Annotated in this window: 21 protein-coding genes and 1 tRNA gene; 13 read left to right on the top strand and 9 right to left on the bottom strand. The window is 45.1% G+C overall.

Annotated elements, in window-relative coordinates; translation table 11 throughout:
* Nucleotides 1-165: 165 nt before the first annotated feature.
* The 4 genes from K6Y31_RS00710 to K6Y31_RS00695 form a co-directional block, all read right to left on the bottom strand.
* A complete protein-coding gene (locus K6Y31_RS00710; RefSeq protein ID WP_233050959.1) occupies nucleotides 166-537 on the bottom strand; it encodes a GFA family protein in 372 nt (123 codons plus the stop codon).
* Nucleotides 538-637: 100 nt separating this feature from the next.
* Nucleotides 638-934: an antibiotic biosynthesis monooxygenase family protein gene (locus K6Y31_RS00705; protein ID WP_232802576.1), complete on the bottom strand. Its 297-nt coding sequence runs from the start codon at nucleotides 932-934 to the stop codon at nucleotides 638-640.
* Nucleotides 935-1065: 131 nt separating this feature from the next.
* Complete coding sequence (gene map / locus K6Y31_RS00700; RefSeq protein WP_232802575.1) at nucleotides 1066-1851, bottom strand: type I methionyl aminopeptidase; 786 nt, start codon at nucleotides 1849-1851, stop codon at nucleotides 1066-1068.
* Nucleotides 1844-2068, bottom strand: coding sequence for a ParD-like family protein (locus tag K6Y31_RS00695; RefSeq protein ID WP_233050958.1), 225 nt, complete (start codon nucleotides 2066-2068; stop codon nucleotides 1844-1846). The genes map and K6Y31_RS00695 overlap by 8 nt, the downstream gene beginning before the upstream one ends.
* Nucleotides 2069-2637: 569 nt before the next feature.
* Between K6Y31_RS00695 and K6Y31_RS00690 the strand changes: the two genes are divergently transcribed.
* From K6Y31_RS00690 to K6Y31_RS00660, 7 genes are all read left to right on the top strand, one after another.
* Nucleotides 2638-3858, top strand: a complete 1221-nt coding sequence (locus K6Y31_RS00690) for an extracellular solute-binding protein (protein ID WP_233050957.1) — start codon at nucleotides 2638-2640, stop codon at nucleotides 3856-3858.
* A gap of 71 nt (nucleotides 3859-3929) precedes the next feature.
* Nucleotides 3930-4799, top strand: a complete 870-nt coding sequence (locus tag K6Y31_RS00685) for a carbohydrate ABC transporter permease (protein WP_233050956.1) — start codon at nucleotides 3930-3932, stop codon at nucleotides 4797-4799.
* Nucleotides 4796-5608, top strand: coding sequence for a carbohydrate ABC transporter permease (locus tag K6Y31_RS00680; protein WP_233050955.1), 813 nt, complete (start codon nucleotides 4796-4798; stop codon nucleotides 5606-5608). Before K6Y31_RS00685 ends, K6Y31_RS00680 begins: the two co-directional genes overlap by 4 nt.
* Before the next feature lie 10 nt (nucleotides 5609-5618).
* On the top strand, nucleotides 5619-6659 hold the full coding sequence (locus K6Y31_RS00675; protein WP_233050954.1) for an ABC transporter ATP-binding protein: 1041 nt from the start codon (nucleotides 5619-5621) through the stop codon (nucleotides 6657-6659).
* Complete coding sequence (locus tag K6Y31_RS00670; RefSeq protein WP_233050953.1) at nucleotides 6649-7413, top strand: MBL fold metallo-hydrolase; 765 nt, start codon at nucleotides 6649-6651, stop codon at nucleotides 7411-7413. The genes K6Y31_RS00675 and K6Y31_RS00670 overlap by 11 nt, the downstream gene beginning before the upstream one ends.
* Nucleotides 7388-8230, top strand: a complete 843-nt coding sequence (locus tag K6Y31_RS00665) for an inositol monophosphatase family protein (protein ID WP_233050952.1) — start codon at nucleotides 7388-7390, stop codon at nucleotides 8228-8230. The genes K6Y31_RS00670 and K6Y31_RS00665 overlap by 26 nt, the downstream gene beginning before the upstream one ends.
* 36 nt (nucleotides 8231-8266) lie before the next feature.
* On the top strand, nucleotides 8267-9280 hold the full coding sequence (locus K6Y31_RS00660; protein ID WP_345790225.1) for a LacI family DNA-binding transcriptional regulator: 1014 nt from the start codon (nucleotides 8267-8269) through the stop codon (nucleotides 9278-9280).
* Between the two features lie 341 nt (nucleotides 9281-9621).
* Here the strand turns inward: K6Y31_RS00660 and K6Y31_RS00655 are convergent, their stop codons facing one another.
* The 3 genes from K6Y31_RS00655 to bamJ form a co-directional block, all read right to left on the bottom strand.
* The gene (locus K6Y31_RS00655) at nucleotides 9622-11061 is read right to left on the bottom strand and encodes an SLC13 family permease (protein WP_233050950.1); all 1440 of its coding nucleotides are present in this window, start codon (nucleotides 11059-11061) and stop codon (nucleotides 9622-9624) included.
* 583 nt (nucleotides 11062-11644) lie between these two features.
* Nucleotides 11645-13903, bottom strand: coding sequence for an arginine/lysine/ornithine decarboxylase (locus tag K6Y31_RS00650; RefSeq protein ID WP_233050949.1), 2259 nt, complete (start codon nucleotides 13901-13903; stop codon nucleotides 11645-11647).
* A gap of 124 nt (nucleotides 13904-14027) precedes the next feature.
* Nucleotides 14028-14510, bottom strand: a complete 483-nt coding sequence (bamJ, locus tag K6Y31_RS00645) for a BamJ family beta-barrel-assembly machinery protein (RefSeq protein WP_233050948.1) — start codon at nucleotides 14508-14510, stop codon at nucleotides 14028-14030.
* A gap of 347 nt (nucleotides 14511-14857) precedes the next feature.
* Here bamJ and K6Y31_RS00640 point away from each other — a divergent pair, with 347 nt between their 5' ends.
* Both K6Y31_RS00640 and K6Y31_RS00635 read left to right on the top strand, forming a co-directional pair.
* Complete coding sequence (locus tag K6Y31_RS00640) at nucleotides 14858-15706, top strand: substrate-binding periplasmic protein (RefSeq protein WP_251080724.1); 849 nt, start codon at nucleotides 14858-14860, stop codon at nucleotides 15704-15706.
* A gap of 154 nt (nucleotides 15707-15860) precedes the next feature.
* Nucleotides 15861-16592: a dienelactone hydrolase family protein gene (locus tag K6Y31_RS00635; RefSeq protein ID WP_233050946.1), complete on the top strand. Its 732-nt coding sequence runs from the start codon at nucleotides 15861-15863 to the stop codon at nucleotides 16590-16592.
* A gap of 91 nt (nucleotides 16593-16683) precedes the next feature.
* On the opposite strand, the gene K6Y31_RS00630 is transcribed toward K6Y31_RS00635, so the two are convergent.
* The gene (locus tag K6Y31_RS00630) at nucleotides 16684-17946 is read right to left on the bottom strand and encodes an amino acid deaminase (protein WP_233050945.1); all 1263 of its coding nucleotides are present in this window, start codon (nucleotides 17944-17946) and stop codon (nucleotides 16684-16686) included.
* A 267-nt stretch (nucleotides 17947-18213) separates the two neighbouring features.
* On the opposite strand from K6Y31_RS00630, the gene K6Y31_RS00625 reads away from it, so the two are divergent.
* From K6Y31_RS00625 to K6Y31_RS00610, 4 genes are all read left to right on the top strand, one after another.
* Entirely contained in the window at nucleotides 18214-19080 is an 867-nt protein-coding gene (locus K6Y31_RS00625) for a MurR/RpiR family transcriptional regulator (RefSeq protein ID WP_233050944.1), read from the top strand.
* Between the two features lie 25 nt (nucleotides 19081-19105).
* Nucleotides 19106-20557 (top strand): N-acyl-D-amino-acid deacylase family protein, encoded by a 1452-nt coding sequence (locus K6Y31_RS00620; RefSeq protein ID WP_233050943.1) that lies wholly within the window; start codon nucleotides 19106-19108, stop codon nucleotides 20555-20557.
* A 17-nt stretch (nucleotides 20558-20574) separates the two neighbouring features.
* Complete coding sequence (locus K6Y31_RS00615) at nucleotides 20575-20964, top strand: RidA family protein (RefSeq protein WP_233050942.1); 390 nt, start codon at nucleotides 20575-20577, stop codon at nucleotides 20962-20964.
* Between the two features lie 233 nt (nucleotides 20965-21197).
* On the top strand, nucleotides 21198-24371 hold the full coding sequence (locus K6Y31_RS00610; RefSeq protein WP_233050941.1) for a glycosyl hydrolase family 18 protein: 3174 nt from the start codon (nucleotides 21198-21200) through the stop codon (nucleotides 24369-24371).
* Between the two features lie 460 nt (nucleotides 24372-24831).
* Here K6Y31_RS00610 and K6Y31_RS00605 read toward each other — a convergent pair.
* A tRNA-Pro gene (locus K6Y31_RS00605) sits at nucleotides 24832-24908 on the bottom strand.
* Nucleotides 24909-24921 lie beyond the last annotated feature (13 nt).

Genomic DNA, 24921 nt, shown 5'->3' with positions numbered 1-24921 from the left:
ATTTAATAACTGGTTGTTATTAAATGATAATAGCCAGCCAATGACAAGAGGGAATTGTCAGGTATGCTTTAAAGAAGCCGCTAGTTGCCGTGAGTGAAACCTGTTACACAATCGAACATAGCTGTGGGCTAAGTGGCTCCTGTTATATCCGTTAGGCGTCTATCTCTACTTTCCACCATTTAGGCCTTTTGGAAATATAGGAGTGATTTTTTGGTGCCAGTGTTTTAAGGTGGGACGGTCAAACACCCCTAACACAATAGCGATTGTTGGTGCGTCGTCAATTGCGCCAATAGTGCTACCACAGTTAGAACAAAAAGCCCGAGAAGAATAGTCAGAAGAGCGCCATGTCGAAGGCTCTCCAGCAACGCCATTCCAGGTGACATTTTCTTTTGGAAATTCAACCCATGCTTGGGTTAATGAGTCTGAGTGACGTTGGCATTGTCGACAAGAACATGTATGTGGTTTTAATGCTGGCCCAGTTGCCGAAAATCGAATATCGCCACAAAGGCAGCCTCCTTCAAAAATTTTATCTTTCAACTTTTAAGTTACTCCTAATAATGACAGTGATGGCACTAACTACTTTTATTAGCTGCAGACCAAACGTTTGCTGCGCTTTGATTGGTAAGCGTTGTTGCCATTACCTTGTTCTATCTTCAATTTCGTCGAATGCTTCAACCGAAATTCGTTCAGCAATTTCACGCATCTTCTGCATTTTTTCTGGATTACAGTTGCCCCAGAATAATTCCCAGTCTTGGCGCGTTCGCCACTTTGCAATAGTTAAGACTTTTTCAGGGGAGTCAGAAGAGCGCAGCATAAAGCTACCGAGCGCACCTGCGACCGAATGGTGAATGGAATCAGTGGCTGAACGCCAAACGTCTTGAAACTCGTTCATTTTCTCAGCTGGTACGCGCCATTCATAGATAACTCTAAACATATCAAATCCTTATTGTATACCCAGGCAACTTCAAGATGCGGGTTCAGCGGGAGGCTGTTTAGGTACATACCTAATTTTAAAGTATTAGAAAGAGAATCGCTGTCAGCGCAGCACTCTTTATGTGCTGCTAGTTAGCTTTTTCCTGGTTGTTCTTCTTGACGTAGGGTGAGTACCTCGTAACCCGTACTTGTCACTAGTATCGTGTGCTCAGACTGAGCTGAAAGCTTCTTGTCACGAGTGATGACTGTCCAGCCATCCTTTTTTGTTTTAGTTTTCGCGGTCCCTTGGTTGAGCATGGGCTCAATGGTGAACGTCATCCCTTCTTTAAGTACCAGCCCTTGATTGGGTAAGCCATAATGGAGTATTTGTGGCTCTTCGTGCATTTCTCGGCCGATACCATGTCCACAATATTCTCTTACCACACTGTAGCCATGGGTTTGGGCATATTGCTGAATTGTATGGCCAATGTCGCCAAGTGTGGCGCCGGGTTTTACTTGTTTGATCCCTTGCCACATAGCTTTGTAGGTAACGTCTACCAATTTCTTGGCCAGTGGCGATGCTTTGGGCATCACATACATTTTGCTGGAGTCGGCGATAAAGCCATTTTTTTCTAAGGTAATATCTAAGTTGACAATATCGCCATCTTTAAGAAAGTGAGTCGCTTTAGGTATGCCGTGGCAAACCACTTCATTAACGGATGCGTTCAATACAAATTGATAATCGTATTGTCCCTTACTCGCAGGGCGAGCATTAAGCTCATTAACAATAAAGTCCTCAACTCGGTCATTTATCGCCATAGTGGAAATGCCGGGCTTAACGTAGCCATCAAGCATCTCAAAAACCTTTGCCAGCAACTTGCCTGATTGGCGCATCAGGTCTCTTTCACGGTTAGATTTAATTATCACTTGGTTATTCATCGTTATGCCCTGCGATTAGCGTAATATTACTGGCCGAAACATTAACGGATTTCATCAGTTCGGCGATGATTTCATTAAATGATTTTTGTGGATGTAGCTCGGCCAACATGCCTATTTTGATCCAAAACTCAGCTTGTGAATTAATCGATCGCGACATGACAGAGCTGGCATTTCTTAGCTCTTTGTGTAGCTCATCCGATATTTTAACTATACCCAAAATATATGCTTCATATATAAAACGTATATTAATTGTAATTTTTATTATTGGTTCGTCAAGGAATAGTTAACCGGGGTTAGGCTCTTCGTTGTGTGAGTAACAGGCAATTAATCGCTTAATAATGATGTGAGCGCGCGTGCAAGATTTAGGAGAAACGATACATAGTTCTTTTGGCGTGGACTAGTACTCATAGTCACAAACTTCAGCTGCTAATGTTTTAGTTGCATTACCAAATTAGGTGCCTTTATTAATTGGCATAACCCTAATGGTGGCGATGACCGAAATGGCTACTGTATGGACAACCAAGGAGCTGGGGTAAATACGCAGTGGCAAGTATATTCATGCAGCGATTTTAACGCTAATACGCGCTTCTCCCTTTTGCCAGTCAATCGTTGGCAAGACACACATCAGTGAACCTAGTTGGCGAAGGTTGCTTCGCCACTTTTTTAATTTTTAAGCTTTTATGTTTCATGTTGTTGTCATTAATCTGACATTAACTTCACTTAGTTTTGTATGCAATAAATGAACGCGCGTGCAAAGCGCTTTAGATAATATAAAGGGAGAGCCACATGTTCCGAAAAGCAATTATTGCTTCTGTCATTCTCGCCACTACACCTATGGTTAATGCGAGTGAATTGGTTATCGCGGGTCGAGACAGTAGTTATGGCGAAGCCATGGAGTTTATTGTTAGTGAATACAACAAACTGCAGCCAGAAACTAAGGTTACCTTGGTTAAGCGTCCCAGTAAGGGCTTGTATGAAAGCCTGGTGCTGTCAATGCGTGAGCAAACAGGTAACTACGATGTGATTTTAATGGACGATACTTGGTCCACGGAGTTTTTAACCAACAAGTGGCTAGCACCATTGTCAAAGGCGGTAGAAGATAAAGACTTTGTGCAAGCAACGTTCGATATTGGTCGCTACCCTGATGTAAAGGGCTCAGCATATGCCATGCCGATGGTCGGGAATGTTGCCATGTTTGCATGGAATCGAGCCGAGTTTGCCAAATACGGTTTGTCTCAGCCAACGTCATGGACTGACGTATTAAATTCAGCCAAGAAGATCAGTGAGTCTAGCGATACCAACGGAGTGGTATTTCGTGGCGTGAAAGGTAATCCTATCGTTACAGGATTTTTGCCCATTCTGTGGGGGTATGGGGCGGATGTAGTGGATCAAGATGGACACTCAACCCTCAATTCTCCAGCGGCTAAAAAAGCGTTAGACACATTTTTAGCCATGAAACAGTATGCGCCCAAAGGAGTTGATGTTTACAACGCAGATGAGGTGCGTGAATCGCTGCAAAAAGGCACCACCGCGATGGCGATTGAAGTATGGCCAGCTTGGGTACCTAACTTAGATAACGCTGAAGTATCGAACGTGGTAGGCGATATCGAGCTAATGGCTCCACCAGCAGAAGTAGGAGCGCCCGCGCCCATGTTAGGTATTTGGCAGTTAGCGGTGCCAGCCGACTCTGACAACAAGCAAGCAGCAGAGAGTTTCATCAAGTTTGCTACCAGTAGCGCGATTCAAAAAGCGCTGGCATTAGATTATGGCATGCCACCAACCCGTAATAGCGTGTATTTTGACAAAGACGTAGTTAGCAAGTACCGCTGGTACCCACAACAGGCAAAAGCGTTAGCGTCCGGTAAAGCGCGTCCTCGGATCCATAACTGGGCCGAGGTAGAAAGTATCTTAGGGGATTATTTACAGCTAGCAATGATGGGGCAAATGAGTGCCGAGCAAGCTTTAGAGCAAGCTCACGCTCGCATTGATCGAATCGTTAAATCTTAATATATCTTATGCGAGCCATTATTTTATTTTCCAAGTGGAAGGTAAAATGATGGCCGTCTTTGGGCTTTTCTATGTTATTTGAAAATCGTAAGCAGCTTAGCACGCTGTTGCTACCGGCTATTGTGGTGCTCGGCTTACTCACGGCATACCCCATCATCTCTGTTGTTTATAACGCTTTTTTAAGTGTTGATATAGGGAGCGGGCAACATCACTTTGTCGGCATGGCTAATTTTGCCGAACTTTTTGATGATTTTTTCTTTGTGACTGCGATCCAAAATACCTTGCTGTTTACTGTGGTTGCCTCAACCGCTCAGGTGTTACTTGGTTTGGTATTAGCGCTACTTTTTCATCGCAATTTTCCTGGTCGGCGATTTGCGCTACCTGTCATTATTTACCCCATGATGATATCAACCCTAGTGTGTTCATCAATTTGGCGGTCCTGGTACCACTACGATTTTGGCTTTTTGAATGCTGCTTTTGTCTCTGTTGGGTTGCCCCCACAAGAGTGGTTGTTCAACCCTGATTTTGCTTTGTATGCTATTGCTATTGTTGATACTTGGCAGTGGACCCCAATGGCCTTTCTGATCATTCTGGCGGGGCTGCAATCGGTGCCAAAAGACATCAGTGATGCGGCGATGGTTGATGGTGCAACAGGATGGAAGTCGACGCTTTACATTACCTTACCACTTATTCAAAAGCAGATTTTACTCGCTTTTTTATTACGCTCTATCGACACCTTTAAGCTCTTCGACAAAGTATACGTTATGACAGGGGGCGGTCCGGGTAATGCGACTGAAACCTTGTCGATGTTTGTCTACAAATATGGATTTCGCTTCTTCGACTTAGGGATGGCCAGTGCGTCTTCTTTGGTTATGCTGGCTATCTCACTGGCAATGACATTAATTTACGCAAAACGTGTAATGAAAGGGGGCAAACAATGAATGCTCGTGTTCATGGCATAGTCGTTTGGTGTTGCACTGGATTATTTTTGCTGCCTATTGTTTGGATGTTTGGTACTGCGTTTAAGTCCCCTAATGAAATTTTAAATGCCGGGGCATCATTGCTGCCTACTACGCTCAGTTTCGACTCATGGTTAGCGGTTTGGCAAGGAAGCTTATTTACGCTTATTAGTAATACGGTGCTGGTCTCGCTATCGGCAACGGTTGTTTCTGTTGTGGTGGCTTTTTTTGCTGCTTATGGCCTCGTCAGGTATCGGTTTCCGGCGAAACTCGATTATCTATTTCTATTGTTGGTACTGATTATTAAGATGATGCCGCCAATAGTTGTTGCCATCCCTTTGTATTCGCTGATGAATCAGTTGAGCTTGTTGAATAGTAAAGCCGGGCTGATCCTTGCGTATCAAGTATATACATTGCCATTTTGTATTTGGATGCTGCTTGGCTTTATTCGTGATATTCCATTAGAGATAGAAGAAGCGGGGGCGATGGATGGGGCGCATTTATTTCGGCGTTTACTGCATATCGTCTTCCCTTTGTGCGCGCCGGGACTGGTTGCGACATCAATATTTGCCATGATTTTGGGTTGGAATGAATTTTTGTTCTCTCTGCTGTTTATACATTCGCCAGATAAATTAACGATTCCATTGTTTATTTCAAACTTTATGACTGAGGACGGCACCGCTTGGGGAGAGCTGATGGTGATTGGGATTATTTCTTCAATCCCGATGCTAGTGCTTGCAAGCTATATGCAACGTTATTTACTGCGCGGCTTTTCAATGGGATTGAAATAAGGAATTGACGATGATGAAATTACAATTAAAAAATATTCATAAAGCCTATGGCAATAATACCGTTATTCCAGAAGTGAATTTAGCCATAAATGATGGCGAGTTTGTGGTGTTTGTTGGCCCATCTGGCTGTGGTAAATCAACCTTACTGCGCATGATTGCAGGTTTAGAAAGTATCACTAGTGGCACGATGATGCTGAATAATAAAGTGTTAAACAAGGTTCATCCATCAAAGCGAGCGGTCGCGATGGTGTTTCAGTCTTATGCGCTTTACCCACATATGACGGTAGCGAAGAACATTGGTTTTCCGTTAAAGATGGCTGGATTATCAAAGGCGGCCATTGAACAGCAAGTGCAATCTACGGCGAAGAGTTTACAGCTCACTTCGTTACTAAAGCGATTGCCAAGTGAGCTGTCTGGTGGACAGCGCCAGCGCGTGGCAATTGGCCGTGCGATTGTGCGAGACCCAGAGCTATTTTTGTTTGATGAGCCGCTATCAAACCTAGATGCAAAATTGCGCAGTGAGATGCGTATTTATTTGAAGCAACTTCATCAACAGCTAAAGTCGACAATGGTTTATGTTACCCATGATCAAGTCGAGGCGATGACGCTTGCTGACAAAATCGTGGTGCTTAACAAAGGGGCCATTGAGCAAGTAGGTACGCCGGAAGAGCTTTACAACTCGCCGCAGAATACCTTTGTCGCCTCCTTTATTGGTTCGCCAGTGATGAACTTTTTACCCGCCAATATTTATGGTCAGGTTAGCCGTCAACAAGCGCTACCAAGCTGTGTTCACACGGTAGGCGTTCGACCAAATCAAGTGTGTGTTGATGCAACAAACCCGAGCTGCATGATGACCATTGAAGTGATGGAGCCGCTGGGTTACGCACGTCTTTATTATGGGCAGTTACAGGGCAACGCTTTTATTGTTGAGAGTGATGCGCAGTATGGGGTAGGTGACGAGTTGCCAATTAGTTTACCTCGATCAGTGCAACATTGGTTTGATGCTAATGAGCAGCGCATCAGTGCCAAAGAGGTATCGCATGCCGCGTGAGCTAGAGGTTTATATTTTGGGAGTGGGTGATGCTTACGATGGCGATCGCACCAATGCTAGCGTGTTAGTAAAGCAGCATGATTTTAGTCTACTCATTGATTGTGGCCCCACTGTGCCTGCGGCGTTGTTTCGACAGCCCATTAGCTGTCACGAGCTTGATGCTATTTATATTACTCATACTCACCCAGATCACTGCTTAGGGTTAACAACACTGCTTAACTGGATGGACTCCAACCAAAGGCGTCGTCCAATTAAGATCATTGTCCAACGTCTGCAAAGGTGTGTGATTGAGCCCCTCATTATGTTTGCGTATTGGCCTGAGCAGGGGTTGGGGTTTGCTTTGGAATGGTGTGAGAGTGAGTCTTTAAATGTGCTGGGACCATGGCAGGTTCAAACCGCGCCAACGCAACATGCGGTCAGTAATTTAAGCCTACAATTAACATCTCCCCTTGGCTGCAAATTTTTCTATTCCGGAGATGGACAGTTGCATGGTCAGAGTCTTAAGTTTGCCAGTAACAGTGATCTGGTGTTTGCTGAATGTGAGACCCTTGAGCATCATGACAGCCACGGTTCATGGTCGCAATTGTCGACTACTCACGTCAAGCGCGGCAGTCAATGGCAGCTCTATCATATCGACCCTTCGGTACGCTCTGCTTTATCTGTGGCGGTTGCCAGCCGAGCTGAGTTTGAGCTAGCAGTAGAAGGGAGCGTCATTGCGGTGCTTATTGATGATAAGAGAGGTTACGTTGCTTAATAAACAAGGGGCGGCCGTTGATTCATCAAGTGGCGAAAAAGTTTCTGGTCAACTAAAGCAGATGGTTGAAACCGTTAATATGATTGCTGGTAAGGCGGCGAATATTGCGATCAAGTGGTTTGAACAGCGGGATGATTTGTTGATTGAAACGAAAGGACACCATGATTGGGTGTCACAAGCAGATAGAGAAGTAGAGCGGTACATTCGAGGAGCCTTGCACAAGGCATTTCCGCAACATCATTTTTTGGGTGAAGAGTTAGGTGGAGAGCTTACTCCTCCGTGTTGGGTTATTGATCCTATTGATGGCACGACAAACTTTCTCTACGGACACGGTGACTTTGTCGTCAGCATCGCACTTATAGATGAACATGGCACGGCAATAGGTGTGATAGCTAATCCTATTCAAGGTCGTTTGATCTATGGTTTTAGAGGAAAAGGGGCTTATGAAGTTAAGAACGGCTTAACCAGACGCTTAGTGCCAAGAACAAACGCAACCGATGAGTTGGTGGTGGGATTGAATCTTAACTACCAACTGGGGGTGGCCGAGGAGTATTTAAAAAACACGCAATGGCTAATTAAACAAGGGCACCAAGTACGGGTGAGTGGCTCAGCAGCTTGGTCAATGACCCAAGTTGCGTGCGGCGAGCTTGATGGATGTTATTTAGGCCATGTTTATATTTGGGATGTGTGTGCCGCGCAACTGATTTGTGAAGAAGTTGGCTTAGCGGTGGCGCCAGCATTATCTGCCACTTATGCTGGGCCAATGTGGGCGTGGCCCCAAGGTTCAGTGTTAGATTATTTACGCCGCAAGATTTGATTGCTGGTAAAAAGTGATGTGATAAGGAGTTAGAAAATTAATAACAATAAAAGAGCGGTAACAGCATCTGATGTCGCAAATTATGTTGGTGTCTCTCGTTCAGCGGTATCGCGTGCGTTTACAGAAGGCGCAAGTATTCAAGCTGACAAACGCGAGCGCATTGTTGCAGCGGCAAAAGAGTTGGGTTATCAGCCTAATTTCTTTGCCCGCACGTTAAGTACGCCAGCGCAAAAACAACGCTCCAATTTGGTTGCGATCTTGGTTAGTGACTTTTCAAATCCATTTCAATCGTATTTATTTGAAGTATTATCCAATACCCTTCAGCAACATGCAAAGCAGCCGATGCTGGTGAATGTTAAGCACGAGCAGGATCTAGACCAAGCGATAATGCGTTTGTCGGGCTACCAAGTTGATGGCGTTGTTGCTGTTGCGGGTTCACTCGCTGTCGAAGGTTTTGAGCAGTGCTTAAGGTTGTCTCTTCCTCTTGTTACTTTAGGGCGAGCGGATGAGCGCGGGATCATTTCCTCGGTTCAGACCGACAATTATCAAGCTGGACGTTTGGCTGCTGAGCATTTACTTAGCCTTGGTCTCAGCAAGCTTGGTTTTGTCGCGGGTAGAAACGATGGCTCGGCCTCGAATGAAAGATTATTGGGCTTTCAGCATTTAATCACTGAGCGGCTTGGTGAACAAGCGCTGGTTTTGTATGCAAATAGTTACGGCTATTCTGCAGGTTTTGAATTAGCAGTCAGAGCGATAGAAGCCATACGTAACCTTGAAGGCCTGTTTTGCGCATCAGATGCACTCGCGATGGGCGTGATGGATAGTTGCCGAAATGTCTCTGGCATTAGAGTGCCCGAACAACTGCGAATAGTGGGTTGTGATGACGTACCTCAAGCCGCTTGGCAAGGGTACCAGCTAACAACCATTGCCCAGCCTGTTGGTGAAATAGCCGATACTGTAATGCTGAAGTTAAACCAAATTTGGCAAAACCAAGAACTGGCTCCAACGCTAACACGGCTCAGCCCGAAACTGAAAGTACGTAGAACTTAGCAGGGGGAGTTGGCAATTTAACGGCTCAGGTGTAGCGCGAGGTCGGCTTCGTATGTGAAGTAAATCTTAAGTTAGCCAAGATGTTGGTTTTTACCCCTGCAGTCGGGCAATAGTTCGTTTAATGAAACAGTGGTGATGCAGTTGCATTAATCGTTCCCGACAAGCACCACAAGGCATTAGTATTTTGTTATTGGCACTGACACAAACCAATTTTGTCATCTGGCTTTCCCCATGAGTAAGCATATTGGCAACTGCATTCCTCTCAGCGCACATGCCTAGCGAGCAAGGGGTATCCATGCAAACGCCGTGGTAGACTTTACCATGGTTACCTTATTGTGGGTTTAAAAGTTAAACATCAAAGGCAGTAAGGTTACAGTCGCAATGGTGATAAGTATGATGGCAATGATGTTGAGTACCAAGCCGGTTTTCATCATGTCCCTGACTTCAAGTTCACCAGAGCCAAATATAATGGCATTGGGCGGTGTTGCTACCGGCATCATAAAGGCGCAGCTGGCTGCGAGGGCGGCGGGGACCACCCAAATTAACGGCGTGCCGGTCAATGATTCAGCCACCGGCCCCAAGAGTGGTAAAAAGCCCGCCGCAGTGGCGGTGTTGCTGGTTATTTCAGTTAAGAAAGTGATTACCGCGGTCACAATTAACACCCCAACGATAAGCTCGACGGCGGCCATGCCTTGAATTTGCTCAGCGATAAATTCCGCTAAACCTGAGCTTTTTATGTGAGCGGCAAGAGCTAAGCCACCGCCAAAGAGAATTAATACTCCCCAAGGTACTTTTATTGCGCTTTCCCAATCGAGTATGCGTTCATTACTACCAATTTTAACTGGCAGGGTAAACAGTAACACCGCCGCTGCAATAGCAATACCGGTGTCAGAGAGTGCGACACCCGTTGTTTGGGTAATTAATGGCCTAAAAACCCAGCTAATGGCGGCAAAGATGAACACGGTTAATATCTTTTTCTCGGCTGGGCTCATGATGCCTAGATCGACCAGCTGTTGTTTAAAAATCTTCTTACTGCATATGGCACCCGTTTGATCTACCTTATAGCTGATTTTTGTTAGCCAAAACCAAGCAATGACTAATAGCACTGAAGCCAGTGGCAGGCCTAATATCATCCATTTGCCAAAACCGATTTCGATGCCATAACTATCAGACAAATAAGCGGCCATTAATGCATTGGGTGGCGTGCCTATCAGAGTGGCAATACCACCGATACTGGCAGAGTAAGCGATACCCAGCAGCATGGCTTTAGCAAATGTGCCATTTTCTTGGTCCCTTGATTTAACTATCATCACCACAGAAAGGGCAATCGGGAGCATCATCACTGCGGTTGCTGTATTTGACATCCACATGGATAAAAATGCTGTAACCACCATCATGCCAAAAATTTGAATACTGGGTTTTGAGCCCGCCAGTAGCATGGTTTTTAGGGCGATGCGCTTGTGCAAGTTCCATTTTTCCATCGCGATAGAAATTAAGAAGCCACCTAAAAATAAGAATATTAAGGGATGAGCATAGGAGGTTGACACGGTATTCATGTCTGCAATACCAACCAAAGGAGAGAGTAATAAAGGCAGTAGGGAAGTGGCAGGAATTGGCAGCGCTTCTGAAACCCACCAACTTGCCATCCAAAATGCAAGACCAGCCGTGCGCCATGCCGTTTCTGATAAGTCAGATGCGGGTGGCTCCGTAAGCAAGGTCATTAACATGACAAACGGGCCTATTAATAAGGCAAACCAAGGAATAGTGTTGTTTTTTTTCATTAATGGCCATCCTTAGTGCCACGAAAAACCATCAGCTGCTTCGAGGTACAAGAGCGTTACACTTAAGGTGTTACCTTTGCTAATTAACCCGGAGTTTGAATAAGCGAAATAGTATATTTCCCGGCAAAAACGCTGTGAATAGGCCCAAGCAATACCCAGTAAATAGCGTTGAGCGCCGTACCTTGAGATTGTTTGGGTATATGTCCCTATACGCTTTGCGTTTTCATCCCTGAAAACGAAACTTTGCCGTAAAACATGCTCTATCTAGCTGAGATAGGCTTAAACTGAACTGAGGTTAACTATGAGTATGGCTTAAATTTTTCGTTTTCGATGGGGTCTTTGCCGATTTCCGCTATACCCAATCAATTTGATGATGCATGTTTCAGAGCACCACCGTGTTTTCAAATTAAGTGGAAAGACGGCGGCGCCCCCAAATGGCAAGTTTTACGCGCGGTTATGCTGCATTCTATTAACAAAAGCTGATTGTGGTAATGAGGAAATCATTACCACAATCAATGTCTTACCTAAACGCGTGTAAAGCCTTGCTGAAATTAAGCATCTCCAGATTGATTGGGTATAGTATTTATTGCTGGACTACATCGACAAAGTAGTGGTTTTTACCGTCAATTTTTTCTCTGACTAAGCCATGCACATCGGTTTCAAAACCCGGAAATAACTCATTAAATTCACGGGTGAATTTTAAGTAGTTAATAATGGTTTCGTTAAACCGCTCACCCGGTACCATCAAGGGAATGCCCGGTGGGTAAGGGGTGACTAACATGGCGGTAATACGGTCATCAAGTTCATCAATGCTGACCCGCTCAACTTCACGGTGGGCCATTTTACTCCACGCATCGGCAGGTAGCATGGCTGGCTCGATGTTAGACAAGTACATTTCAGTGGTCACTTTTGAAATGTTGTAGCGCTTGTAAATTGCATGAATTTGTTGGCAAAGATCTTTTAAGCCTACTTTTTCATACTGTGGGCACTTTTCAATAAACTCAGGCATGATGCGCCATAATGGCAAGTTTTGATCATAGTCGTCTTTAAACTGTTGCAGCTCGGTAACCATGGAATTCCAGCGGCCTTTGGTAATACCGATGGTAAACATAATAAAGAACGAGTACAGGCCGGTTTTTTCAACGACTATGCCATGTTCAGCTAAGTATTTTGTGAGAATAGCTGCGGGGATCCCGGTCTCTTCAAACTCACCTTTGGCGTTTAAGCCTGGGTTAATAATGGTGGCTTTGATCGGGTCTAACATATTAAAACCCGCTTCTATTTCACCAAATCGATGCCAACTTTCTTTGCCGTCGAGCAACCAGTCTTCACGCTCGCCAATGCCTTCTTCAGGTAAGCTTTCCGGTCCCCAAACACTAAACCACCAGTCATCATCGCCAAATTCTTGATCGACCTTGCGCATTGCGCGTCTAAAGTCCACCGCTTCCGCTAACGACTCTTCTACAAGAGCGCGGCCACCTGGTTGTTCCATCATGGCAGCAGCAATATCACATGACGCAATAATCGAGTATTGCGGACTGGTGGATGAGTGCATTAAGTACGATTCGTTAAATCGATGGGTGTCTAAAGGGCGGTTTTTCGCGTTTTGCACCAAAATTTGGGATGCTTGTGAAATACCCGCCAGTAATTTATGGGTTGATTGGGTGGCAAATACCACCGCATCTTCTGAGCGGGGTCTGTCGTCACCGCCGATGGCGTGCATGTCTTGATAAAATTCATGGAAAGTAGCGTGGGGTAGCCAAGCTTCGTCAAAATGTAAGGTGTCGACGTATGAGCCTAGGGCTGCTTTAATTTGCTCCACGTTATAGACCACACCATCGTATGTGCTTTGGGTGATGGTTAAAATGCGTGGTTTTTTGTTTTTCGCTTTGCTGGCGAATGGGTGAGCGGCAATTTTTGCTTTAATCGACTCTGGCGAAAATTCGTGTTTTGGGATTGGCCCAATAATGCCGTAGTGGTTACGGGTTGGCATTAAAAATACTGGGATAGCGCCAGTCATGATGATGGAGTGTAAAATCGACTTATGGCAGTTGCGGTCGACCACTACGATATCACCGGGTGCAACGGTTGAGTGCCAAACAATTTTGTTGGATGTTGAAGTACCATTGGTGACAAAAAATAGATGGTCAGCGTTAAAAATACGCGCAGCATTTTGCTCGCTTTTCGCTACTGGCCCTGTGTGATCGAGCAATTGGCCTAATTCATCAACGGAATTACAAACATCGGCGCGTAGCATGTTCTCGCCAAAAAACTGGTGAAACATTTGGCCAACAGGACTTTTTAGAAATGCGACGCCCCCCGAGTGCCCCGGACAATGCCATGAATAAGAGCTGTCGCTGGCGTAATCCATCAAGGCTTTAAAAAAAGGCGGCGCCAGTGCATCAAGGTACTTTTTCGCTTCTCGGATAATATACTTGGCAACAAAATCAGGCGTGTCTTCAAACATATGAATAAAGCCATGTAGCTCGCGTAACACATCATTGGGAATATGCTGGCTGGTACGGGTTTCGCCGTATAAAAAAATGGGGATATCGTTATTACGTTTTCGTACTTCGGCGATAAAACTACGCAAAGCTACTAGTGCGTCGTCTACTTCCTTAGGTGTACCTGAGCCAAATTCTTCATCATCGATGGATAAAATAAAACAAGAGGCACGGCTTGCCTGTTGCGCAAAGGCACTTAAGTCGCCGTAGCTGGTAAAACCAACTATTTCATAGCCTTGTTCACCGATCGCTTGTGCTAAATCGCGGATACCAGATCCTGAAATATTCTCAGAGCGAAAATCTTCATCAATAATTACAACGGGAAAGCGAAACTTCATAACGGGCTCCGTGCCAAAGGTATAAAAGTGCGAGTATAGAGTAGGTGGGTATAAATAAAAGAGTTGTTTATTACAAAGACTAAGGATGCCCAATATGGTTGGGCATCCTCAATGATTGGTTTGGCTATTGCGTTGGGTTAATAGCGATGAGTTCAACATCAAAAATAAGGGTTGACCCTGCAGGAATACTGCCGACACTTCGCGTTTTGTAACCTAAAGTACTAGGGATAAAAAAACGTGTTTTTTCACCGACCTTCATTAACTGTAAGCCTTCAGTCCACCCTGGTATTACTTGGTTTAACGCGAAGGTGATAGGTTTGCCTCTATCAACAGAGCTATCAAAGACGGAGCCATTAATTAACGTGCCATGGTAGTGCACTTTTACTTTGTCTTTAGCACTAGGGTGCTCGCCGCCAACGCCTTCTTTGAGCCTTAAATATTGTAGGCCTGAGTCTGTGACAATGACTCCTTCTTCAAGACGGTTCTTTTGCAAGAATACCTCTCCTGCTGCGATGTTATCAGCGGCAGCGCGCTTGTCACTGGCATTTCGCGTGACATAAAACGCAATGAAACCAATGAGCGCAATAGCAATAATAAACTTAAACACATGGGGTCCTTATTGTGTTGATAGGTTATGTGAATTGTAAACATTAGCGGGCATTACGTGATAACTATTTTGTGGCAAACAGTTTAAAAAAGAGCATTTATCGTTGAAATGACTGTTTGAGTCAGCTCGTCTTAACATAAAGGCCAATCTTTTCATCGACGCGCTACACACACATATTTGCTATTTTTTCGGCTTTACATCATTCATCTACTAATATCAATAAAAGGGTTGGGAGTGATGTTTCTCAATGTATGCATTACAAAACTCACAATGTACCTTCAGGGCTGAAGATTAACCCATTAATGACTAGCCTTATAAGGTCTTGAATTAAACGGTAGTGGAATTATATGGTGACTATATTACGTCGATTCGGAGTCTGGTTGACGGCTCTTACCTTCACTTTACTTCTGTGTATGCAGGCAAATGCAGAAGTACAAAAAAAAAGCCATTTAAGCATATGTCGCAGTCTCTTGGTGACGGGAAATGCAGAGTATCCTCCGATATTGTGGCGTGATGTGGATAATCCTGGCAAGTTAACTGGGGTGGCTGTTGAATTATTAGATCTGGCGTTAATGGGGACGGGGATCACTGTTGATGCCAGAGACCGAGGCGGATGGGCGAGGGCCCAGCAAGATGCACGCCGTGGTGAAATTGACATGCTAGCAGGGGCGTTTATTACGCACCAGCGTGAGCAGTATATGGATTATATTAAGCCACAATTTACTGACGTGCCCAGTGTGGTTTGGGTGGCCAAAGGCAAAGAGTTTAAGTATCAAGAATGGCAAGACTTAAATGGTAAACGTGGTGGCACCTTAATTAATAACAGTTTTGGTCAAGCTTTTGATCAGTACGCTAAGCAACACCTAGAAATTCGCAATAGTGCTTCGGCTGAACGTTCATTTACCATGTTGATTGCTGGGCGCTTTGATTATGCTTTGTATGAGCTTTACCAAGGCTTGACCATACTTGAGACTAGCGGCCTTAAAAATCATGTGGTTCACCTCAAAACACCTATTTCAGTTGAAGGTCTGTATTTTACCTTGTCAAAAAAATCAGGTTGTAACACGCCACAATTGAGATCTTACCTAAGCAAGCGGGTTACCCAATTGACCGAGTTTAAAACTTTCGATCCCTTGTTTGAAAAATATTTAGCTGAGTGGATCAGACAACAAAAGACGCAACTTGCTGAGAACTAGGCTAATCACTGGTGATCACTTTTATTTGCTCATTCGTTACGATCTATACCCAAACAACGTAAACGTGTTTGTGCTGAATTCTGCACTGTTAACTCGCTTGGGTACAAATCATTGCTAGCTCATGGTCGGTCGACCGCAAAAAAGGATAGTTGATATGAAATTTGCTCTACTTTTGACCGCGTTACTGTTCAGTCACACGAGTAATGCGCAAACCATTGAATATAAAGTGGCCGATAAGACTTATGAAGGCGTTTTTGAGGCTGCTCAAGGGACCAATAAAGGGTTAGTGATTTTGATTCACGATTGGGATGGCCTAACGGATTATGAAGTAAAGCGCAGTCAAATGTTGTCGAAATTAGGCTACGATACTTTTGCTGTTGACCTGTACGGCAAAGGTAATCGCCCAGTTGAAATGCAAATGAAAAAATCAGAGACGGCGAAACTGTATCAAGATCGAGAGAAAATGCGCCAGCTGATTTTAGCGGGTGTGTCTCAAGCGCAGCAACTGAGTAATAACAAATCCATGGTGGTCATGGGCTACTGTTTTGGTGGGGCGGCAGTGCTTGAGTTAGCGCGCTCAGGCAAAGGTACTGGAGTGAAGGGTTACGCTAGTTTTCATGGTGGTTTAGCGACACCAGAAGGGCAAAATTATAGCGCAGCAAACGCGCCAATACTCATTGCTCATGGCGGCGCTGATGCAGGTATTCCGATGACCGATGTTGCACAATTGTCGGTAGAGCTTGAGCAGGCTAAAGTGGATTATGAAATTCAAGTATACTCTGGCGCGCCTCATGCTTTTACCGTATTCGGCAGTGATCGTTATCAGCAGCAAGCCGATGAAAAATCATGGGCGGCTATGCTGCAATTTTTAGACAAACAGTTATAACGTCGCTTTAATATGAAAAATTTGCCATCCTTGGCAAACCTTGCAATGCAAAGTCATCTCGCGTTAAGCCTCACTTAAGTGGGGCTTATTTTTAGAAATAAGTGTTGAGTAACTGGGTGACGTGGTACTCATCATTTATAACTGCGATATGTTTCCATTTATCAAACGTTAAACAGGGGTGTGAGCTTGAAAATGCAATCATGTCACCGACGGCAATATCACTGTTAGTGGGGCAAGATAAGAACGCGTGTTGGTCCATTACCGCGGTGACTTGCCATTCTTTAGGTGCTGCAGTAGGCAGGTTTTGCTGACGTGATTCAGTTGTTGGTTGTGCTGGGCGATAATGTAATGCTGGGGTAGGCAGGCCAGCATCAAAAGCGACATCACGTTTACCCATTCCTATGATGACATGACCCGGCTCAGGGATAGATTGGACATACGCCCACACTTCCAATGCCGATTGTAAATCCCCGCCTAAATCACATGCCACTGAGTTTCGAGCCATCACGTCATTTTGCGCGTCTAGATAGATGCCCGTGTCGTGAATGAGATAACAGCCAGGGCGGATCACTGGGATAATACTTGGATGTAATGTTGCTTCGGCAAACGTAGATGCAACCACATCATACCAAGCGCTGCCTGCACCCGTGAGTATTACTTGCTCAGTGTCAAAGGCGTTTTGAGTGATTAAATCATGGCAAATTGTTATTACGGCAGTTAAAAAGTCGTGTATTTGAGCCTGTGCATTTTCACCGTGGATCACACCTTCGTATACCTCAATGCCTGCCAAGGCGATACAGGGGTGAAGGGCTATTTCGTTGACCACGGCTTTGACTTGTTCAGGGGTACGACAACCACAACGTCCGCCGTTGACGCCCACTTCAATTAATACCTTAAGTGTTAACTCTGTTTCAGCAAAGAATGCCGCTAACTGCTGCACTTGGGCGATAGAGTCGACCAAGCAGTAAAACTCTGCTTCAGGATCATTCAGTACAGACGCAATCAAACGCATGTTTTGTTTGCCCACTAATTGATTGGCCATAATGATGCGCTTGCAACCATGTGCGGCAGCTGCAACGACCTGTGGTGCGGTAGCTAAAGTAATGCCCCATGCGCCAGCGGCTTGTTGCTGACGAAATAACGCAGGTGTCATGGTTGTTTTACCGTGGGGAGCAAGCTTAACTCCATAAGCATTGGCAAATTTTTGCATCCAATTCAAATTGTTATCAATACGGCTTTGATAAAGAACGGCAACAGGTAAGCTTACTTCTTCTTCTAATAAGCGCCATTTTGGCAAGCTTATCTCACCTAGGCCTTTGGTAAGGGATGATTCTTGATACTTAGTAACAAACATGACAGCCTCTAACTGAGTGGTGAAAACAAAGAGATATAAGGTTTACCGCATGATGCATCAGTGAGACTATTATTTCTAGAGGGTTGACTATAAAATTACACCGGTAGTAAATATCAATAAAGTTTGATAGTTTCAAACAAAAATGTATATTGTGAAGTTTGTTCTGTCTCCGTTAGATGGTTGTCTAAAAAGGCTTAATCGCTAGCTTAAAATAATCTAAATAGAACAGAGGTTTAATCTCATAACGCAGTGACTTAGGTGAAGTGTGTGAATTACGAAATCGATATAGTGACTATCATCGGCGAACATTTTGGCCAGCTGCGCGATGCGGAAAAAAAAGTGGCTCAATTTATCTTGGCTGATTTAACGTTTGCAGCCAACGCCAGTATTAGTGAATTAGCCAAAGGTGCGCAAGTGAGTGAAGCCAGCATTACTCGCTTTGCGAAGGCGGTGCATTGTCGAAATGTACGCGATTTGAAACTAAAAATTGCTCAGTCCTTGGCGTTGGGTCAGCGCTTTATTTCTGATCTGAATGTTGAACCTACTGGCATTTCTGGCATTTATGATGGCATTAAAGCCGCGCTCGATCTTAACAGCCAGCTAATCACCCAAGAGCTCATTGATAGCGCCACCTCACTACTCAGTCGGGCGCGACAAATTTTTATTTTTGGTGTAGGCGGAGGATCAACCATGCTTGCGCAAGAGCTGCAATATCGTTTGTTTCGTTTGGGTTATGCGGCCACGGCTTATAGCGATCCTATGTTAATGCGCATGGCCAGTGCGACCATGGACAGCAGTGATGCGGTGGTGTGCTTATCGATAGGCGGATTTTCGCCGGATGTATTAGCCGCGGCAAATATTGCTAAACAATTACAAGTAAAAGTGATTGGTATTACTAAAGCAGACACGCCCTTAGCAGAGGCGATTGACGTCTTGTTACCCATTCAAAGCCATGAAACGGACTTTATTTTTAAGCCAACGGCTTCTCGTTTTGTCATGATGGCCGCAATGGATGTGTTAGTGACTGAGCTAGCGCTCAAACATAAGCGCAAGTCGAGAGATAAGCTAAGAAAAATGAAGCAGGTATTAGAGCAACATCGTGGTGGCGTAGATCGTCAACCGTTAGGTGATTGATAGGGATGAAAGAAAAGGCGCAACGATGACAAAAGAGTATTGTGATACCTTGATTCAACAAGCACATGTAATAGATGGCACTGGCAGTCCCGGTGTGCAGGCCGATGTGGCAATCAAAGGTGATAAAATTATCGCCATTGGGCCGCAGCTATCATTTACTAGTACAGTAACCGTAGATGCAAATGGTTTAGTGCTCGCGCCGGGCTTTATTGATGTGCATACCCACGACGATACCAATGTGATCCGCACGCCGGATATGTTGTTTAAAATTAGCCAAGGGGTAAGCACTGTGATTGTTGGTAATTGCGGTATCAGTGCTAGCCCGGTAACGCTAAAGGGCGATCCGCCCGATCCGATGAACTTATTAGGTCAGCGCGCTGATTTTCAATACCCTACTTTTTCGGCATATGCAGAAGCTGTGACTGCTGCTTGCCCTCGCGTGAATGTGGCGGCGTTAATTGGCCATACGGCACTGCGTAGTAATCATATGGATGATTTATTGCAAGCCGCGAATACATCGCAAATACAACAAATGTGTCAGCAATTAAATCAAGGCATGGCTGAGGGGGCATTAGGTTTAAGCTCTGGCCTTGCTTATGCTAGTGCTAAGCAAGCGCCAATGAATGAAGTGAAAGCCTTAGTGTCAGAGCTTGCGCAATTTAACGGCATTTATACGACCCATATGCGAACCGAGTTTGATGGCATTATTGATGCGATGTCAGAAGCGTTTGAGACCGCAGAGCATGGTAAGGTGCCATTGATTATTTCTCACTTAAAATGTGCTGGCGCTGCAAATTGGGGGCGAACCACAGAAACGTTGGCCTATTTAGAGCAGCAAGCTCAGCAGCAAAAAGTAGCGTGCGATTGTTACCCCTATAGTGCCAGCTCTTCAACTTTAGATTTAGCGCAAGTGACCGATGACTTCGATATATTCATTACTTGGTCTGAAGGCGCGCCGGAGCAAGCCGGAAAATTATTGGCGGATATTGCCCTTGAATGGCAGCTGCCACTACGAGATACAGCGATTAAATTACAACCTGCTGGGGCGGTTTACCATGGGTTACATCCTGAAGATGTGGAACGTGTATTGGCCTATCCACGCACTATGATAGGCTCTGATGGCTTACCTAACGATCCGCACCCGCATCCGCGTTTATGGGGGGCATTTCCTCGGGTGTTAGGACGGTATTGCCGTGAGCAAGCGTTGTTTGAGCTTCCTGAAGCCATCTACAAAATGACGGGACTGAGTGCTCAAGAATTTGGTTTAGCTAAGCGTGGCGTTATTAAAGTGGGCAATTATGCCGATCTGGTTTTATTTAACGCTAACACTGTTATTGATACCGCCACCTTCAGCGACCCGATCCAAAGTGCCAAGGGGATAGAGCAAGTGTGGGTGAATGGAGAATTAAGTTTTAAACAAGGGCGGCTACCCGCCGCGCGGGCAGGGCGTTTTTTACGTCGTGGAATTAATAATTAAATAATCAGGAGAAACACATGAGCATTACACGTTATGGCGCAGAAGGTGGAACCGGAACCGGTGGGCAGCACTTGCCGTTTTCAAGTGCAGTTGAAGCGGGCGGTTTTTTATATGTGTCAGGTCAAACGCCAATGAAAGACGGTGAAGTCGTTGAAGGTGGTATTGTTGAACAATCACGTTTAGCGATTCAAAACTGCTTGGATATAATGGCTAATGCGGGCTATGAAACTAAAGATGTGGTGCACGTAAAAGTAGTATTAACGGACTCGCGCTATTTTCAATCGTTTAATAAAGTGTTTAAAGAAGTCTTTGGTGAGCACCCTCCGGCGCGTATTTGTATGGTATGTGACTTGGTGGTAGATGTGAAAGTTGAGGTTGATGTGACCTGCTTTAAAGCACAAGCTTAACAATAATTTAACCTTTATATGAGCTGCCAGTTAGGTGGCTCTGCTTATAAATTATCCGCAATACCTTCTCCTTACTGTGTATCTTTACATCGTTTTTGTCGTTTAACTAAAGAATATAGCAAAAAAACTTGAAACAGCTCATGTTGTATAAACAAATACATCACTGTAGGTAACGAGTTGCTCTAATATATAACCGCAATCAATGGATGGTTGTTTATCTCAAGGATGAAAATATGAAGACAAAGATATCTGTCTTAGCGCTTGCGCTAAGTGCGGCTATTGGCGGCCAAGCGTATGCTGCTGATGCCATCGAATGGGTTCCTGGTAAAACTAAAGTCACTAATGGTGATGTCGTTTCTTACTTAGGTACTTGTTACGAAGCTAAAAACAACCCGGGCACATGGGAAACTCCATCGGCTTCTTCAAGCTGGTTCTGGACACCTCAAGCATGTTCTGGTGTTGAGCCAACGCCTGCTCCAACTCCGTTACCTACAGTTGAACCAACACCGACACCAGTACCTACAGCTGAACCAACTGTTGCACCTACGCCAGTACCGGGCAATGAAATCCCTTGGGTACCAGGTCAAACTAAAGTTAAAAATGGCGACGTGGTTATTCATAAAGGCGTTTGTTACGAAGCAAAAAATAACCCTGGTACTTGGGAAACGCCATCGACTTCAAACTGGTTCTGGACGGAAGTGCCTTGTTCAGGCGTGCAACCAACAGCAGAGCCAACAGCTGAACCAACAGCAGAGCCAACAGCAGAGCCAACAGCTGAACCAACGGCAGAGCCAACAGCTGAACCAACGGTAGAGCCAACAGCTGAACCAACAGTTGAGCCGACAGCTGAGCCGACAGCTGAACCAACGGCAGAGCCAACAGCTGAACCAACGGCAGAGCCAACAGCTGAACCAACGGTAGAGCCAACAGCTGAACCAACAGTTGAGCCGACAGTTGAACCAACAGCAGAGCCAACCATTGAACCAACTCCTGGTCCAGGCAATCACGAAGCTTGTCGTCCTGAAGGTTTATACAAAACACCTGGCGTAGACGTACCTTATTGTACTGTTTACCAAGAAGGTGGTATTGAGAAAGAGATCAATGGTACCTCACGCCGAGTTATCGGTTACTTCACTAACTGGCGTAATGGTGCTAACGGTCAAGCGACTTACTTAGCGACTGATGTGCCATGGGATAAAGTAACGCACATCAACTATGCGTTTGCTCATATCGATAACAACTACCGTGTTTCTATTGGTGATAATGTTTACCCAACAGAAGCGGGTTACAAACTTGATCCAACTAACCCTAACACGGGTATGGTTTGGAATGATGTACCAGGTGCAACGGATGCCGATATGGATCCAAGCATGAAATACAAAGGCCACTTAAACTTACTGAACAAGTACAAGAAAGAAAACGGTGTTAAAACGCTGGTTTCTGTCGGTGGTTGGGCTGAAACAGGTGGTTTCTGGGGCGCGAACACTGGCTCTACTTGTCCAATGACAGATGCTCCAACAGCTGAAGACAAATGGACGATGCCGGGTCAAACAGATAAGAATGGTGTAGTAAACACAGGTCCTTGTCCAATTGACGATCTTGGCCGTGTTGTTAACGGCGGCTTCTACTCAATGACCACTAACTCTGACGGTAGTGTCAATCAAGCAGGTATTGATGCCTTTGTTAAGTCTTCGGTAGACTTCATTCGTGCTTATGGTTTTGACGGTATCGACTTAGATTACGAATACCCAACGGCACTAATGGATGGCGGTAATCCATATGACCGTGCGGCACAAAACCCTCGTCGTAGTGGTTTAATGGCTTCTTACAATGTGTTAATGAAAGATCTTCGTGAAGCAATCGATAAAGCGTCTGCTGAAGATGGTGTTCACTATTACCTAACTGTAGCGGTACCATCTTCTGGTTACCTATTACGTGGTATGGAAGTGTATTCTGCAGGCCAATACCTTGATTTCATCAACATGATGACTTATGACTTCTCTGGCTCTTGGGGTGAAGTAGTTGGTTTCAATGGTCCACTTTACGATAACGGTAAAGATCCTGAAATGAACCTATTTGGTGTTTACGGTGCTTATGGCAACATTGGTTACTTAAACATTGATTGGGCTTACCATTACTTCCGCGGTGTAGTACCAGCAGGTCGTATTAACGTTGGTCTACCATTCTACACGCGTGGCTGGAAAGGCGTTGAAGGTGGCGTGAACGGTTACGGCGGTAAAGCACCAACTGACCAATGTGAACGCGGTACAGGTACAGGTACTGAGCAAGGTTGTGGTAACGGCGCAGTTGGTATCGACAACATGTGGCATGATTCTGACCCACATGGTGCAGAGTTAGGCGCAGGTTCAAACCCAATCTGGCATGTTAAAAACTTAGCTAATGCTCATATCGGTACATACGCTGAGCAACATGGTTTAGATCCAGTTAACAACGAAGCTGACAAGTTGGTAGGTACGTATACTCGTTTCTACGACAACGATGCTGAAGCGGCATGGTTATGGAACCCAACTAAGAAAGTAATGCTAAACATTGAAGACGAGCAAGCGGTTCGTGCTAAATCTCAATATGTAGCAGATAAAGGCTTAGGCGGTATCATGTTCTGGGAAATGGCGGGTGACTACAACTGTTACGCGTTAGTAGATGGTGTTCGTACCTCAATGATTGTTCCTGAATCAAACTGTGCTGCCGGTAACGGTGAGTACTTCATGGGTAGTACTTTAACTTCATTAGGTCATGAGATTCTAGCGGCGGCAGGTGCGGCTGATATGAACATGGTTGATCCTTTAGTTAATCTTCCTGCTCAGAAACTGGATGTTGCCGTTTCACTAGTTGGTTACGTAACTGACGAGAGTGTTGCATGGCCACAAACTTCAGAGTGGTTGTTTACTAATAACAGTACTCAAACTATCTCGAAGATTGCATTTAGTATCCCGTCTTCAACTGACGTTAGCAAAGACCTTAAGGCAGTCGGCACGCTACTAAACCACGCTAACAACGGTGGCAACAAAGGTGCGCCAGGTATGCAAGACGATTTCCATCGTTTCGCTACATCGGTAAATATTGCGCCAGGTGCAAGCCATACGATTAAAATTGATGCTCACTTACCAATTGGTGGTGGCCCATCTTCATTCGTATTTACTACTGGCTCAGGTGAGTTTGCGGCTAAAACTGAAGTGAAAATGATCACTGACGGTGGCTGTGAAGCCCGTGGCATCGATGTATCTACATTAGAGCCTTGGACAAGTGGTTGGTCTGCTAACTACGGTAAAGGCGATATGGTAACGCATAAAGGCCAAGTTTGGGCTCGTGCATGGGGTGGTAACGATGGTCAACCCGGCTCTGCAGAGAACTGGGTAACAGGCTGGAATCCAGTTTGTCCACTTTAATTAACTAGTTAAAGTTAATACTTAAAACCCGCTTCGGCGGGTTTTTTTGTGGCTGATTAGTTTGATTCTATCGCTAGTGCATTGTGTTAATTAGTCGCTACCTTGATAGGTGAAGCTGATAATTCAGTGTTTGTTCTGAGCATGCTCGCCGCGACGAGCTCCGCTTTCATGGGGCGCACTATTATTAAGGGGCCAATAAGTAATGCCGTTAGGGGCGAGAGCACACTGGCAGGCATCTTCAAGGGCGCGCGTATCAGGGCGCTGCACGAGGAGCAGGCACAGGGTAAGTAATTCATGGCCGATTAGGCCTTCGCGCCGAGTACCACTGTTTTCATTATCTACACTTAGTTGGGGATAAAAGAGGGTTAGTCTAGAGGATTGAAAGACGGTGTCAAAGCGCTGCGGTACCTGATAGTTTCATAGACGAAAAAAACCAGCCAAAGGCTGGTTTCTTAGAAGTTGGTCGGAATAGCAGGATTTGAACCTGCGACCCTCTGCCCCCCAGGCAGATGCGCTACCAAGCTGCGCTATATCCCGATTTGTAAGGCTA

The organism is Motilimonas cestriensis (assembly GCF_021295315.1).
Taxonomy (GTDB): Bacteria; Pseudomonadota; Gammaproteobacteria; order Enterobacterales; family CBDFNC01; genus Motilimonas; species Motilimonas cestriensis.
Note: the sequence above shows the minus strand (reverse complement) of the source record. Positions and strands in the feature narration are given on the sequence as shown.